At 58.7% G+C, this 12,551-nt stretch carries 14 protein-coding genes and 1 tRNA gene; 6 read left to right on the top strand and 9 right to left on the bottom strand.

Annotated elements, in window-relative coordinates:
- Position 1 precedes the first annotated feature (1 nt).
- From OOF89_RS03880 to lysA, 4 genes are all read right to left on the bottom strand, one after another.
- Positions 2 to 952 (bottom strand): ABC transporter permease, encoded by a 951-nt coding sequence (locus tag OOF89_RS03880; RefSeq protein ID WP_266078635.1) that lies wholly within the window; start codon positions 950 to 952, stop codon positions 2 to 4.
- Between the two features lie 27 nt (positions 953 to 979).
- The gene (locus OOF89_RS03875) at positions 980 to 2,593 is read right to left on the bottom strand and encodes an ABC transporter substrate-binding protein (RefSeq protein ID WP_266078633.1); all 1,614 of its coding nucleotides are present in this window, start codon (positions 2,591 to 2,593) and stop codon (positions 980 to 982) included.
- Between the two features lie 137 nt (positions 2,594 to 2,730).
- Entirely contained in the window at positions 2,731 to 3,213 is a 483-nt protein-coding gene (locus OOF89_RS03870) for a hypothetical protein (RefSeq protein ID WP_266078631.1), read from the bottom strand.
- A gap of 73 nt (positions 3,214 to 3,286) precedes the next feature.
- The gene (lysA, locus tag OOF89_RS03865) at positions 3,287 to 4,549 is read right to left on the bottom strand and encodes a diaminopimelate decarboxylase (protein WP_266078629.1); all 1,263 of its coding nucleotides are present in this window, start codon (positions 4,547 to 4,549) and stop codon (positions 3,287 to 3,289) included.
- Between the two features lie 87 nt (positions 4,550 to 4,636).
- On the opposite strand from lysA, the gene OOF89_RS03860 reads away from it, so the two are divergent.
- Positions 4,637 to 5,515: a DMT family transporter gene (locus OOF89_RS03860; RefSeq protein ID WP_266078627.1), complete on the top strand. Its 879-nt coding sequence runs from the start codon at positions 4,637 to 4,639 to the stop codon at positions 5,513 to 5,515.
- Positions 5,516 to 5,704: 189 nt separating this feature from the next.
- On the opposite strand, the gene OOF89_RS03855 is transcribed toward OOF89_RS03860, so the two are convergent.
- The 3 genes from OOF89_RS03855 to OOF89_RS03845 are packed head-to-tail and all read right to left on the bottom strand — an operon-like array spanning position 5,705 to position 7,998.
- Complete coding sequence (locus tag OOF89_RS03855) at positions 5,705 to 6,187, bottom strand: hypothetical protein (RefSeq protein ID WP_266078625.1); 483 nt, start codon at positions 6,185 to 6,187, stop codon at positions 5,705 to 5,707.
- Positions 6,177 to 7,862, bottom strand: a complete 1,686-nt coding sequence (locus tag OOF89_RS03850; protein WP_266078623.1) for a sodium/proline symporter — start codon at positions 7,860 to 7,862, stop codon at positions 6,177 to 6,179. The genes OOF89_RS03855 and OOF89_RS03850 overlap by 11 nt, the downstream gene beginning before the upstream one ends.
- Positions 7,855 to 7,998, bottom strand: coding sequence for a hypothetical protein (locus OOF89_RS03845; protein WP_266078621.1), 144 nt, complete (start codon positions 7,996 to 7,998; stop codon positions 7,855 to 7,857). Before OOF89_RS03845 ends, OOF89_RS03850 begins: the two co-directional genes overlap by 8 nt.
- Before the next feature lie 127 nt (positions 7,999 to 8,125).
- Here OOF89_RS03845 and OOF89_RS03840 point away from each other — a divergent pair, with 127 nt between their 5' ends.
- Positions 8,126 to 8,977 carry a serine hydrolase gene (locus OOF89_RS03840; protein WP_266078619.1) on the top strand — a complete coding sequence of 284 codons (852 nt, stop codon included), beginning with the start codon at positions 8,126 to 8,128 and terminating at the stop codon, positions 8,975 to 8,977.
- On the opposite strand, the gene OOF89_RS03835 is transcribed toward OOF89_RS03840, so the two are convergent.
- Entirely contained in the window at positions 8,970 to 9,965 is a 996-nt protein-coding gene (locus OOF89_RS03835; RefSeq protein ID WP_266078617.1) for a C40 family peptidase, read from the bottom strand. The genes OOF89_RS03840 and OOF89_RS03835 overlap by 8 nt on opposite strands.
- A gap of 38 nt (positions 9,966 to 10,003) precedes the next feature.
- The gene (locus OOF89_RS03830) at positions 10,004 to 10,411 is read right to left on the bottom strand and encodes a desampylase (RefSeq protein WP_266078616.1); all 408 of its coding nucleotides are present in this window, start codon (positions 10,409 to 10,411) and stop codon (positions 10,004 to 10,006) included.
- Positions 10,412 to 10,497: 86 nt separating this feature from the next.
- Here OOF89_RS03830 and OOF89_RS03825 point away from each other — a divergent pair.
- From OOF89_RS03825 to OOF89_RS03810, 4 genes are all read left to right on the top strand, one after another.
- A tRNA-Leu gene (locus tag OOF89_RS03825) sits at positions 10,498 to 10,582 on the top strand.
- Between the two features lie 346 nt (positions 10,583 to 10,928).
- Positions 10,929 to 11,576, top strand: coding sequence for a helix-turn-helix domain-containing protein (locus tag OOF89_RS03820; protein WP_266078614.1), 648 nt, complete (start codon positions 10,929 to 10,931; stop codon positions 11,574 to 11,576).
- A gap of 90 nt (positions 11,577 to 11,666) precedes the next feature.
- Positions 11,667 to 12,002, top strand: a complete 336-nt coding sequence (locus OOF89_RS03815) for a HalOD1 output domain-containing protein (protein ID WP_266078612.1) — start codon at positions 11,667 to 11,669, stop codon at positions 12,000 to 12,002.
- Positions 12,003 to 12,153: 151 nt separating this feature from the next.
- Positions 12,154 to 12,345, top strand: coding sequence for a hypothetical protein (locus tag OOF89_RS03810; RefSeq protein ID WP_266078610.1), 192 nt, complete (start codon positions 12,154 to 12,156; stop codon positions 12,343 to 12,345).
- Positions 12,346 to 12,551 lie beyond the last annotated feature (206 nt).

Below are 12,551 nucleotides of genomic sequence, written 5' to 3'. Positions count from 1 at the left end.
ATCAGTCGTATCTGATTCGCGGGTCGATGTAGGCGTACGCGAGGTCGGTCAGCAGGACGCCGACGAGGAACAACAACGCGAACGACAGCGTCATTCCCATGATGATACCGTAGTCCTGTTTCGTTATTCCCTTGAAGAACAGACGGCCCATGCCCGGAATGGCGAATATCTTCTCGGCGATGACGCTGCCGTCCAGCAGAAACGACAGCTGTAGCCCGATGATGGTCACCAGCGGTAGGAGTGCGTTTCTGAAGGCGTGTTTGAGCAGGATGCGTCGCTCCGGCAGGCCGAACGCCCGGGCCGTTTGGACGTAGTCCTGTGATAGCTCCTCGACCATGCTGGAGCGCGTCATTCGCATCAACGTCGCGGTCTGTGCGGTCGCCAGCGTGATTACGGGCATGACGAGTCGTTTCGCCGACTCCACCGGGTCTTGTGCGAACGGAACGTAGCCCGAGGCGGGAAGCCAGCCCAGTTCGTAGGCGAACAGGAAGATCAGCATTAGACCGAGCCAGAAGTTCGGGGTCGAGAGACCCGCCAGTCCGAAAAACCGCGAGACGTGATCGCCCAACTCGTTGTGCCGCGAGGCGGCATAAACGCCGAGCAGGAGCGAAATCGGGAGTGCGATGACGTACGAAAGGCCCATCAGGGTGAGAGTCGGCCCGAGGCGTTCCAACATGAGGTCGGCAACGGGACGTTTCAGCAGGAACGATTCACCGAGGTTCCCGGTGAGAACCCGTCCGAGGTAGTCGAGATACTGTTGCCAGAGTGGTCGGTCGAACCCATATTGACGGATCAGTTCATCTGCGAGTTCTTGACTGGGATTTAGTCCGAGGTAGATGCGCACCGGATTTCCAGGCAGTGCGTGCATCATCACGAACGTGAGTGTGAACACGCCCAACAAGACCGGTATGATCTGAAGGAGCCGTCGGACGGTGTATCGATACATACTCATGATTTCGTGTATGGAAACGGAAGGTAGTTAGTTGCTGAGCGAGGCGTTCGACCACTTGTTACATAGCGGTTGGGCTGCGAACGCTGTCGGGTCGTACCCGTTGACTTTCTTACTCCACGCCGTTGCGGACTGTTCGGAATACACCGGGATGTGCGGATACTCGGATTGGAACGTCTCCGCGAGTTCGATGTACAGCTTTCGGCGTTCGTCGCGGCTTCCGAGTTTCCGCGCCTCTCGAATCTTCTGGTCTGCTTTCTTCAATTTCTCGCTATCCGGATACGCCTCGTAGAGCATCCCGGCAGAAGCGTTGCCAACGTAGCTGTCTTCCACGCCACCATCGTCATTGCGCGGGTTGCGGAAGAGATAGTAGTAGAAGCCGTCGGGGTCTTGTCCTCCTGACCAGCCATAGATGGTTACGTCGAATTCCCCCGTGTCGAGTTGGTCGAGCCAGCGGCCGATATCTACCTCCTGAACCTCCGCGTTGATACCGACTTGGTCCATCTCGTTTTGCAACTTGATGACCATGTTTTTGAACTTTCCAGACGCGAGCGTGGACATCGTCACGTCGAACCCGTCGCCGTATCCCGCCTCTTCGAGCAACTGCTTCGCCTTTTCGTGGTCTTTCGGCGGATAATATTTTTGTTTCCATTCCTTCCACGGGAAATCCCAGGCCTCGTTGACTTCCTTCGGCATGAACCCGTAGCTTCGTTTGCCGAGTTCTCCCTTCGTTACTTTCAGCATGTCGTCGTAATCGACGAGATACTGCATCGCCTCCCGGACCTTCCGGTCGTCGAACGGCTTCCGTTTGGAGTTGAACACAAGTCCGTTGTAATCGAACTGCGAGATGCGCTTCATCTGGATGGAATCGATGTTCTTCGCTTCCCCAAGCAGTTTTTCAGGGACGGACGCTTGATGCACGCCACTGGTCTTGAGATCAACGAATGCGGTCTGTGCCTCGGGAATAATGCGATATTTGATCTGTTTCAGATTGGCCTTTTTGAGGAAGTAATCGTCGTATCGTTCGAGCGTGAGATGCGAACCGGTCTGCCATTGCTTGAGTTTAAACGGCCCGCTTCCAACGGGCTTCTGGGCGAACTTCTTTTGCCCCTTGTTTTCGGCGGCCTTCTTTGGAACGATGACGGCGTTCATTCCGGTCAGTTCCAACTCGAACAACGCATAGGCGTACTTGAGATTGAACGTCACCTCGTAGTCGCCGGTCGCATCCACGCTTTCGATGAATCCGAGATTCTCCCGATTCGTCGATTTGTTCTTCGGGTCGAGCACCCAGTTGAACGAGTACGCCACGTCTTCGGCGGTGAGTTCGCTTCCGTCGTGAAACGTAACCCCTTGCTTGAGCGGGACCGTGTAGGTCGTTTCGTCTTTCTTTTTCGGTCGTTCCTTGGCGAGATGCGGGACGATTTCGCTCCCGTCGGGTTTCACGGCGAGAAGCGAGTCGAAGAGGTAATGCATCATCGAATTCGCCCACGCGAGTTCGTTCATGCGTGGGTCCAGCGTCGTCGCACTCTCCGGCGATGTGTTGATGAACGTACCGCCTTTCTGGTCAGTACCTCCGGGCCCGTCACCGGTCGTCTTTTGACCGCCACAGCCCGCAAGAACGGTTGCGCCGCCGAGCGCGCTCATCGTGAGGAATCGTCGTCGATTGAGGGAAGAGTCGTATCTTTTTGTCATGGTGTCAGTTGCTACGGGTTATCGCCCGATTCGTGATACCTAATAGCAAAGAAGGATGTAGCAAATAAGACAGCCCTTTCATACTAGGGTTATCTTCTCACAACCAATATCTCTACGTCGTCTTGTAATTTTGGTGAATTTTCATGTCCTGAAAGATACCCCGTAAGCGTGTGTTCCCCCGTCAGTGCTTGCCACTCGTCGCCATCCGTTCCACCACGGCGAACCTGCCCATCCCACGTCCCCTCGAACTGTCGCACGCCGTGTCGCCGAAATGCGACACGGCGTGGTTTTTTCGGTGGTTCGAATCCGCGTTCGTCGGCGTCAGGGATCCCATCCACGTCCCAACCCCAGAGACGACTCGTGGGTAAGCGTACGCTCAACGGAAACGGCGCGCGATTACGAACCCGAAGCACAAACGCCGCCGATTCCCCGACAACGATTTTCCGCGGTGCACGGAGTTCGACCGAGAGGCATCGAAGCGCGACCGCGTTCGGAACGAGTCCCGCGAACCAACTATTCCCACTCTCGGCACCGCCCGCCGGGTCGGGTGACAGCACGTCTGCCGGTTTCATGGATTGGTTACCGAGCGCACGAAAGAAATGCCTTCCTCACGACGGATTTTCATCGGTTTGCCGGCGTGTCCGTTCACAGTCCATTCGGAATCCGGTCGCGACCGAACACGTCCTCGCACGTTTCCCGTGATCGGAGGCACTCGTGGCTGCCGTCGCTCCGCACCAACACGACGGGCGGTTTCGGCTCCGCGTTCGTATGACTCGCGCTACCGAGCGAATACGCTCCTATCTTGTCCACCGCGACGATGTCGCCGGGGCCGAGCTCGGGAAGGGCGACGTTCTCGCTGATTACGTCGCCCGTATAGCAGAGGGGGCCCGCGACGTGGTATTCCCGCGTCGGATCGCGATCTTTCACCGCGTAGACCGGATAGGGCCAGTAGGACGAAACCGAGTTCGTTCCGCCGTCCAGCACCGCAAAATCGGCGTAGGGAGTCTCTTTCACCACGCCGACGGAACCGAGAAAGGTTCCGGCGTTGCCGACGAGCCTGCGCCCGGGTTCGACGAACAGGCGTGGTTCCGGGAGTCCGAGGTCGGAACAGGTTTTCCGAACCGTTTCCGACAGATGTTTCACGATGTCATCGGTGGCGGGCACGTCCTCGTCGTACGGCACCGGGAATCCTCCGCCGAGGTCGAGAACCTCGCACTCGACGTCCAGTTCGTCTCGGATGTCCCCCGCGAAGTCGAGCATCTCCCGGGCGGCGACACCGTAGGGTTCGACGCCGCGAACCTGACTTCCGACGTGTAACTGCACGCCAGCGAGCGAGACTGCATCGGATTCGGCAGCCATCTCCGCAACGGCCATCGCCCGCCCGCTTTCGATGTCCAGTCCGAATTTGCTCTCGCGGGTCGCCGTCGCCACCTCCGGGTGAGTCGGCACTTCCATTGCAGGGTTGCCCCGAATCAGGACGTCGGGGGTCGTGTTCGTCGCGTTCGCCGCCACGATGACTTTCTCCAGTTCTGTGGCGTTGTCCACGAGCAGGTGAGAGACGCCCCAATCGAGCGCACGTTCGATGTCTTCCGGGGCGCGATTCATCCCCGTTAGGAGGACGTCCGCCGCATCGAATCCCGCGCGTCGTGTCGCGGCCAGTTCGCATCTGGCGTAGGCTTCCGCTTTGCATCCGGCGTCCCGGAGGACCGATAAAATACCGAGGTTGTAGTTGGCCTTCACCGCGAAGTGAACCTCCGAGTCCGGGTAGTGGTCGTCCAACGCGCCACGGAGGGTTTCGTAGTTCGTCCGCAAATCATCCTCAAAAAAGGCATACAGCGGCGACCCAAACTCGGAGACGAGGTCGTCTGCGTGCGTACGCAGTCGCTCTCGTCGGGTGTCGATGTCCATGAACCGAAATCCCGCACGGGGCGAATAACCCTGTGCCCTCCCATGCTAGGGACAGGGATTTACCACGGGGACGATACCATCCGCACGATGTCACGGGCCAGTTCGCTCGCCCCCCTCACCGCCGCCGCGCTGTGGGGTGGGATGTACGTCGTGAGCAAGTGGGGGTTCTCCGTCGTTCCCCCGGTGACGCTGGCGTTCCTCCGCGTCGCGCTCGGTGGATCGACGCTGTTCGTAGTCGTCCGACTGACGATGCCGACTCGGTCGTTCTCGCGTACCGATCGCCGACGGTTCGGCGTCCTCGGCGGATGGGTCGCACTCACCCTCGTCTCGCAGTTCGTCGGCACCGATTTGACCACCGCGAGCCAAGGCTCCCTCCTGACCGTTCTCACGCCCGTCTTTACCCTCTTACTCGGGGTGAATGTCCTCGGGGAATCGCTTTCCCGACAAACGATCGGCGGGATGGCGCTGGCCGTCGTCGGCACATTGGTCGTCCTCACTGGCCAGTACGACTTTTCCACCATCGGGGACGGTAACCTCCTCGGCGTTTTCGCGCTGTTCGTCGCCAGTTTCGCGTGGGCGGGCTATACGGTATGGGGCAAACCGCTCGTCAGAACGTACTCGGCCCTCGAAACCGCGACCTATTCCACGCTCGCGTCGATTCCGCTCGTCGCGATTCTCGTCCCGTTCGAACTCGCATTCATGTCACTCGATGTGACGATAACGCTAGCAATCATCGGGGCGGTGTTGTACCTCGGCGTCTTCAGCACCGCGGTGGCGTGGTTTCTCTGGTATCGAGGACTGGAGGAGTTGGACGCGGGTGTCGTCGGCGTTTTCTTTTTCGCACAACCCGTCGTCGGCACGGCCCTCGGCGCGCTCTTCCTTTCGGAGTCGCTCGGTCCGTCGTTCCTTGCTGGCGGCGTCGTGATGGCCGTCGGTGTGTGGATCGTGAGCACGGCAGGGGAGTAATCGCTCGCGGAGTCCTCCCACTTTCGGTATGCGGAGGTGGATCTTCATTGCCGCCCGTCTATCCTCCCCCGATAGTAGAAAAACTGACACACGCGACGGTGCCGATCGAGGACACCGACGAAGCTATCGAACGATGCCCCAACAAACCGGGCTTCGAAAAGGGGACGGTACTCGATTTCGCTGTCGAACTCAATCCCGCAGTGGGTCTTCGGTTCCGTCGACGCTATCCACGATAACATCCCCTTCCGGCCGTTCGACCAGCCAGAACAGTTTGTAGCCGTCCACTTCCCGAACGAACTCGATGTCCGGTGCGTCGTTCAGCGAATACCGACGGAGAGTCCACTGTAACACCGATTCGCGTGTTTTCGCCCGTGATTGGTCCTTCGAGAGTTCCGTCGGGAGCACCAGCACGTCCTCGATTTCCCGATTCTCCACCGCCGGAACCCCGTCCGCCCGTACCACCAACCTGCGAGAGCGGTCCACGCTGGCGACGAACCGGTCGGTATGGTCGCTCATGAACGGCCGCTCGATGGTGATTTCGGCCTCGTACACCCGATATGGGTAGGCAACCGCACCGACCCGTCCCGTTCCTGCTTCCTCGCGCGAAACCGCCGGTGGAATGACCGTGAGTTCCGTTCGCTCGTGGCGTTCGCCGACGAGTTTACTCGTCATTCCAGTAGCCGGATTCGACGACGTGCGCGCGGATATTGTCCGCTTCGGTGATGGCTTTCGGCGACACGTCCCGCCCACCGTCGGTCACGTAGCTCGGCGTTCCGCTTCCGGGTTGGCTGGTCACCTGCGACAGCGGCTTGTCGAACACGTCGAAGTGGTCTTCGACGCCGGATGGTGGCTTGGTCACGAGCGACACTGAGACCAGCGTAATCACCGAGAGGATGAACGCCGGGAACAGGCCGTAGACGCCGACGAGGTTGTAGAGGAACGGAGATGCCTCCTGTGCTGGCATTATTCCCAGTGCGTCGAGGACGCTCCCGAGTTGCGTCCACACTACCATCGTCGTCGCGCCGACCACCATGCTCGCGACGGAACCTTTTGCCGTCACGCGCTTCCACCACAGCGCCGCGATGAGCGTCGGTCCGATCGCAGCACCGAGACCACCCCATGCGTAATCGAGGACGAGGGTGTAGATGGGCGTGCTCTTGGCGAGGTACGCGAAGGCGATGCTCGCTCCGCCAAGCCCAAGCGTGACGTAGCGCGAATAACGCACCAGTTGTTGCTCGGTCGCCTGTTTGTTCATGAAGCCGTGGTATACGTCCTCCACGATGGCGCTCGTGGCGACGAGCAGTTGCGAGTCGGCGCTGGACATCATCGCCGCCAGCGCCGCCGCGAGAACGATTCCGGCGATCGGGCCGGGGAGGAGGCTGAGCGTCAACCGCGGCATGGCGTTGTCTGCCTGCGCGAGGTCGCCCTGTCCGAAAGCGAGGATGGCGTACAGTCCGACGAGCGCCGCGCCGATGTACGCGACGAACATGAACAGTTGGGCGACCATCGCCGCGAGGCGGACGTTTTTCACCCGGTCGATACCCATGAATCGCACCATAATATGTGGGTTGCCTGGAACGCCGAGACCGATCGCGGCGTAGCTGATGATGCCGAACACTGCCGCCCACCCGGTCGCACCCGCGGTGATGCTGGTGAACGACCCGCCACCGACGCTCGCGAGGTCGTTGAACGGCAGCCCGAAGTTGGTGAACGCGATGATCGGCAGGATGATGAACGCGACGAGGATGATGGCCCCTTGGAAGTAGTCGGACCACGCGACGGCGAAGTAGCCGCCGAGCATCGTGTAGCCGACGACGATGACGCCACCGACGACGATTCCGACCCACGGTTCGACGCCCGTGAGAATCTGCAACAGCGTCCCCGCGGCAACGATTTGTGCGCCGACGTAGCCACCTTCGAACAACATCAGCACGATTGCCGAGACACCCTTGACCATTCCCGTATCGTCCTGCAAGCGAGTGGCGAAAAACGTCGGGAGCGTCACCGATTTCACGATTTCCGTGTACTTCCGAAGCCGCTTTGCGAGACCTGCCCACGCGAGCAGGTCGGCCGGAATCATCCCGAGTCCGTTCAGAAACGCCATGATACCCGTCCCGTATGCGTTCGCCGGAACGCCGAGGGTAAGCCACCCGCTCATTTCGGACGCTCGCTCGGAGAATCCGGTGACGACCGGGCCGATTTGACGGCCACCGATGACGTAGTCGCCAACGGTGTCCATCATTTTGGACGCCCACAGTCCGATACCGATGAGGATGAGCAGATACGCGCCGAACGTCCCCAGCACCCAGATACCCGCCGACCCGGCGAGTCCCGCACCGTCAGGCATAGCTGTCCTCCTCGTATTCCTCACGCAGGCGTTTTTCGCGCCTGCCTTCGAGGACGTAGTACGCTATCAACATCACGAAAAACACCACGTAGGGTCCGACCAATCCAAGCCAGTCGAGCGTGCTCATCCCTGCCATACCCTTACTGAGTCGCAACCGGAAAAATAAACGTTTCGGGTATACAGGGCGATGAGACACGAAAGTATTTGTAGGGAGATGGGACGAGAGTGTGAACATGCAAAGGATGACAGGGGTTCGGTGACCGATGCGTCCGGAATCGCCGACCGTCGAAACCCGCGACGAATTGACCGACTACGTCGCCCGATACGCCGACGAAACCGACGGTGAACTCGGCGTCTTCCTCGGATTTCCCCGTGGCCCGGACGAGTTCGATGTCGTCTGCACCCGAAACGCCCGTCGAGCGTTTCGGAGCGCGAGTATCGTCAAACTCCCCGTTCTGTATGCGCTGTACGAGCAGTACGATGGACGACTCGACTCGCTCGAAACGTCGTGCCCGCTCGACCGAAACAATCGGGTCGGTGGAAGCGGCATTTTACACCTTCTCGATGCCACACCGACTATCGAAGACCTCGCTCGCGCGATGATCGCCACCAGCGATAACGCCGCGACGAACCAACTCGTCGATTTACTCGGAATGCACACGATAAACGATGCTGCAACGAAACTCGGAATGGAACGGACGCGACTCGCCCGCAAAATGATGACGACGCTCGAAGAGACGGATTTCGGGGCCTCCGGCGTTCCGGTGCCGGACGGTGAACCGGCGAACACTACGGCACCCCTCGATTGTGCTCGATATTTCGCCGACATCGCCCGTGAGGCGACCCTTTCCGCGGATGCCTACGAACGAATGTGCATCCCGCTTTCGGCCCAGAAGGACACGTCGATGGTGCCCAGATATCTACCCTACGGGACCGAAATCGCCCACAAAACGGGATGGCTTCCGACCGCCGCGCTCGACACCGGTCTGCTATCGGTTCCTGACCGGGAGAATCCGCTTATATTCGCCGTCTTCGCGGACGATGTTTCACATGGTGCGGATGGCGCGGACGCGATCGCGGAAATCGGCGACGCGGTATTTTCGTGGCTCAAATGAGTCGGCGTGCGAGTTCGAACTTTTCGTCCAAATCCGCGAGATAGTCGTCGTGGTCACTGTCGAGACTGTTGATGACCACTGCATCGTCACCACCGTAGGCGTGAATATATTCGTCACCGCCGAGGCTGATAGCGACGTGACCGGGGAAAAAGAGCAGGTCGCCCGGTAGGAGTTCGTCACGCGAAACAGTCTCGCCCATCGAACGCTGTTGGTCGGCATCTCGTGGGAGGGTGATGCCGTTGACTCGGTAGGCTATCCACGCTAACCCCGAACAGTCGATGCCGTCCGTCGTCATCCCTCCCCAGTCGTACTCCGTGCCGAAGAACTGCTGTGCGATTTCGACGACGTCTTCGTCGGTCGGATTATCGGGTGGTAGACGAACTGCGGCATCGGATTCCAACGTCGATTTGGATTCGAAACCAGTCCGTTCAGCGCGAACTCCCGTCCGAAAGACGACGTCGGAACCATCGATTCGACACGGGGTACCAGCGTAAATCGGGTGGTCCACCTCGTCAGGCGCGATCTCGTGGGTGACGACGGCGTCCATCCCCTCCATCCGAGGATCCGCGAGGACACCCGTTTCGATCCACCCGAGGTAGCCGTCCGGCGTTCGGACACGAACCCACTCGTCGTGGCAGTCGAACGTGACGACAGTGGCACCGTAGAGCACTTGTGTGACCTGTTCGGCGTCACTGCTCGCGTCGCCGCGGACGGGGGCGACTGAGACGGTTACCGTTTGCTCGCCCCGTTCGTCCGCGAGCACCGATAACTCGCTCTTTACCGATCCGTCGGTCGCTTTCTGGACCGCCTCGCAGGCGTGCGCTTCGAGTTCACTTGTCGCGACACTACCTCCGAGAACGAGCTGATCTCGTTCCGAGCCAGTCGTCGTCGATCCGACCGTCACGTCGAAAACGGTGACTCGCGAATCGGGTGCATATCTCGTCCGACAGCATTGAAGCGCCAGTCGCGCGCGCTGGTGGTCGTCCATGCGCTCCTGTGCTCGGAGCGGCCCCAAAATCCTATCGCCTATTCGAGATGGACGATTTCGGGGTCGAACGACTCGCCGTCCCAACGCCATGACCCGACGAAGGGGTACGACCCGTTTAGCGAGACGATGACGTAAGAGTAGCCCTCCCACGTCGCGTCCATCGCGTCGGTTTCACTCGGTTGGTCGGGTCCAGCAGGATGTGAATGATAGAATCCAACGACATCCCGCCCGCGGCCCTCGACTTCTTCCATTATCGTGAGCTGTTCTTCCGGGTGTATTTCGTAATTCGTTTCCGGCGTTTCCGCGACGTTCTCCGCCTGAAACGTGTCTTCGACTCGGGCCGGGGACCCCTTCTCTCCGGCGAGGATTCCACATATTTCGGCGGGACGACCCCGGCGCGCGCGGCTCACTAGCGTATCGTACACTTCGCGCGAGAGGACGAGCATACAGCATTGTTCATCCTCTGAAGACATAAGCGGGAAGGCCGGACAATCGAAACCCACTTGCAGGGGAAGCGGCAATCGGGGGACGTGCGAGGGTTGCCAAGCCAGGCCAACGGCGGCGGGCTTAAGACCCGCTCGCGTAGGCGTCCATGGGTTCGAATCCCATCCCTCGCATACGCTACCGAACGAAGTGAGGAAGCGTGAGAAGGAGGGGGTTCGAATTAGACCGGGCACGCGCAACGAACCGAGCATGTCCGGGCGTCGTTCGAATCCCGTCCCTCGCATTTTCAGCGAACGATCTCGAGAGCGGTGCGTACAGTCTAGGTTCGGGGTAGACCGGAGGAGGTGTCGCATAGTAACCATGGCCGGATCCGTTCGAGGGGCTTACTGATTTGCCAGAGAGTTCATTGCCGCTGCTAACCAGTGTAGCAACGCACCGAATCGGCAACCAGTCGCGGGTACAGTTGCAGCGAGCGACGATAGGATTTCCCGACTCGATAGACGTGTGGATAAATTAGCAATGACTATCGCAGATATCTCCATCGCACATCCCGATCTCATCCTCTCTCCGACCATCAACTCGATTTCGGAGATACAACTCGACCGGGAGTTTCAACCGGTTTTGATCTCGGACGAAGACGTTTACGTCGTGTTCTTTACCGTTACGGGGGCATTCATCGAATTCGAGAAAGCAGTAGAGGAGGACCACACGGTGGCTGATTTACGGGTTGTCGGTGAGTATGGTGACCGGCGTGTTTATCGGGTTTACATCACGGACCGAGCAAAAGTAGTGACGCCGATACTGGCTCAGCTTGGGATTCAACTACTGAACGTGAGTAGTAGTTCTGACGGTTGGATGCTCCGGATACTGGTACCGAAACGGTCGCTGTTGTCTACGTTCAAAACCCACTGTGATGCTGAAAAGATCTCGTTTCGCGTGAACCAAATGTACCGTGAAGAAAAGGCGGAAACGAGTGGCATCGGACTGACCAGCAAGCAACGTGATGCGCTCGTAATCGCTCGTAAACAGGGATATTTTGACGACCCAAGGGAGATATCGCTCCAAGAACTTTCTGCGATGATGGAGGTATCACCGTCCGCGTTAGGACGCCGTATTCGACGAGCGACGAGGACGCTCATCGATTCGGTGCTGGGTTCAAACAAGTAACAATTCCCCGGTAGCAACCGGAACTATATAAACCCGCAACTGGTGAACGGAGAGGTTCACCCGAGTCCAGCGAATAGATAGCCCGTGGACATGGAGATAAGCCCGAACAGTGACGGTACGAGGACAATCGCCGAATTCGACAGTCGAAACGAGGGGGGAGATGCCCTTACTGTCGGAATTGTCGATGCTCTCTCGGCCGCAACTGGCGTTGACCCGCTGGAGATGGAACCGCTTCACTACGCCGTAGATGTAGACGCCGTAGCTACCCTCATCAGATCGCAAGCAACGAACGGACGTCGTGATGACGATATCACCGTGAGCATTCGTATTGACGGGTGCGACGTTACTATCGAGGGTGATGGACGTATCGAAGTCACTGAGGGAGGAAACGATGGAGATCATCAGTCGGATGGAAACGGACCGTGATTGAAAACGAGCACTCACAGGATACCGTACGGGAGACGTGCATCGAATACACGTTTGGCCATCTGAAGATAACGATCATCAGTGACCCGGAGAACGATAGAGGTTGGATACAGTCATCGCTCGCTGTCCCAATCGAACCCTGATTACGGTGATGACGTCAAAGAGGAATAACCGGATCACTTCGGCAGATTCGTTCATCACGGCGATCGAATCGATCCTGGTAGAGGCGTATCGACACGACATCGATGTCGAGGGTGGTTGGTTTATCCAGCCGAACATCGACAGCGTTCCCGGCTGGGATGTCGAAATTTGGCTGGTCCAGCGAGACGATTCGGAGAACTAACTCGAAGTCGGGTCGTGACTTCCGTATAGTCGTTTTCGCTGCTTTTCAGACGGACAACTCCCGGAATGGTACTGTTGTAGACGGAGTTTCCTCGACTTGGCTTCTTTCACTCTCGTTTGTAATTTTTTCTCTCAGGCATTTATTGCACTCCGACATTTTTATCTGATATTATCGCCCATTTTTTGTAATGGGTGCAGACAATCATT

Origin of the sequence: Haladaptatus caseinilyticus (assembly GCF_026248685.1) — an archaeon.
Taxonomy (GTDB): Archaea; Halobacteriota; Halobacteria; order Halobacteriales; family Haladaptataceae; genus Haladaptatus; species Haladaptatus caseinilyticus.
The sequence above is the reverse complement of the archived record's forward strand: the minus strand, read 5'-3'. Positions and strand labels throughout refer to the sequence as shown.

What these genes read in the sequence shown, in the direction of transcription:
- lysA (WP_266078629.1), bottom strand. Translation starts at nt 4,549, where the DNA reads ATGGACATCGACACCCGACGAGAGCGACTGCGTACGCACGCAGACGAC.
- OOF89_RS03835 (WP_266078617.1), bottom strand. Translation starts at nt 9,965, where the DNA reads ATGGACGACCACCAGCGCGCGCGACTGGCGCTTCAATGCTGTCGGACG.
- OOF89_RS03880 (WP_266078635.1), bottom strand. Translation starts at nt 952, where the DNA reads ATGAGTATGTATCGATACACCGTCCGACGGCTCCTTCAGATCATACCG.
- OOF89_RS03840 (WP_266078619.1), top strand. Translation starts at nt 8,126, where the DNA reads ATGCGTCCGGAATCGCCGACCGTCGAAACCCGCGACGAATTGACCGAC.
- OOF89_RS03810 (WP_266078610.1), top strand. Translation starts at nt 12,154, where the DNA reads ATGACGTCAAAGAGGAATAACCGGATCACTTCGGCAGATTCGTTCATC.
- OOF89_RS03855 (WP_266078625.1), bottom strand. Translation starts at nt 6,187, where the DNA reads ATGACGAGTAAACTCGTCGGCGAACGCCACGAGCGAACGGAACTCACG.
- OOF89_RS03875 (WP_266078633.1), bottom strand. Translation starts at nt 2,593, where the DNA reads ATGAGCGCGCTCGGCGGCGCAACCGTTCTTGCGGGCTGTGGCGGTCAA.
- OOF89_RS03815 (WP_266078612.1), top strand. Translation starts at nt 11,667, where the DNA reads ATGGAGATAAGCCCGAACAGTGACGGTACGAGGACAATCGCCGAATTC.
- OOF89_RS03860 (WP_266078627.1), top strand. Translation starts at nt 4,637, where the DNA reads ATGTCACGGGCCAGTTCGCTCGCCCCCCTCACCGCCGCCGCGCTGTGG.
- OOF89_RS03820 (WP_266078614.1), top strand. Translation starts at nt 10,929, where the DNA reads ATGACTATCGCAGATATCTCCATCGCACATCCCGATCTCATCCTCTCT.
- OOF89_RS03845 (WP_266078621.1), bottom strand. Translation starts at nt 7,998, where the DNA reads ATGGCAGGGATGAGCACGCTCGACTGGCTTGGATTGGTCGGACCCTAC.
- OOF89_RS03870 (WP_266078631.1), bottom strand. Translation starts at nt 3,213, where the DNA reads ATGAAACCGGCAGACGTGCTGTCACCCGACCCGGCGGGCGGTGCCGAG.
- OOF89_RS03830 (WP_266078616.1), bottom strand. Translation starts at nt 10,411, where the DNA reads ATGCTCGTCCTCTCGCGCGAAGTGTACGATACGCTAGTGAGCCGCGCG.
- OOF89_RS03850 (WP_266078623.1), bottom strand. Translation starts at nt 7,862, where the DNA reads ATGCCTGACGGTGCGGGACTCGCCGGGTCGGCGGGTATCTGGGTGCTG.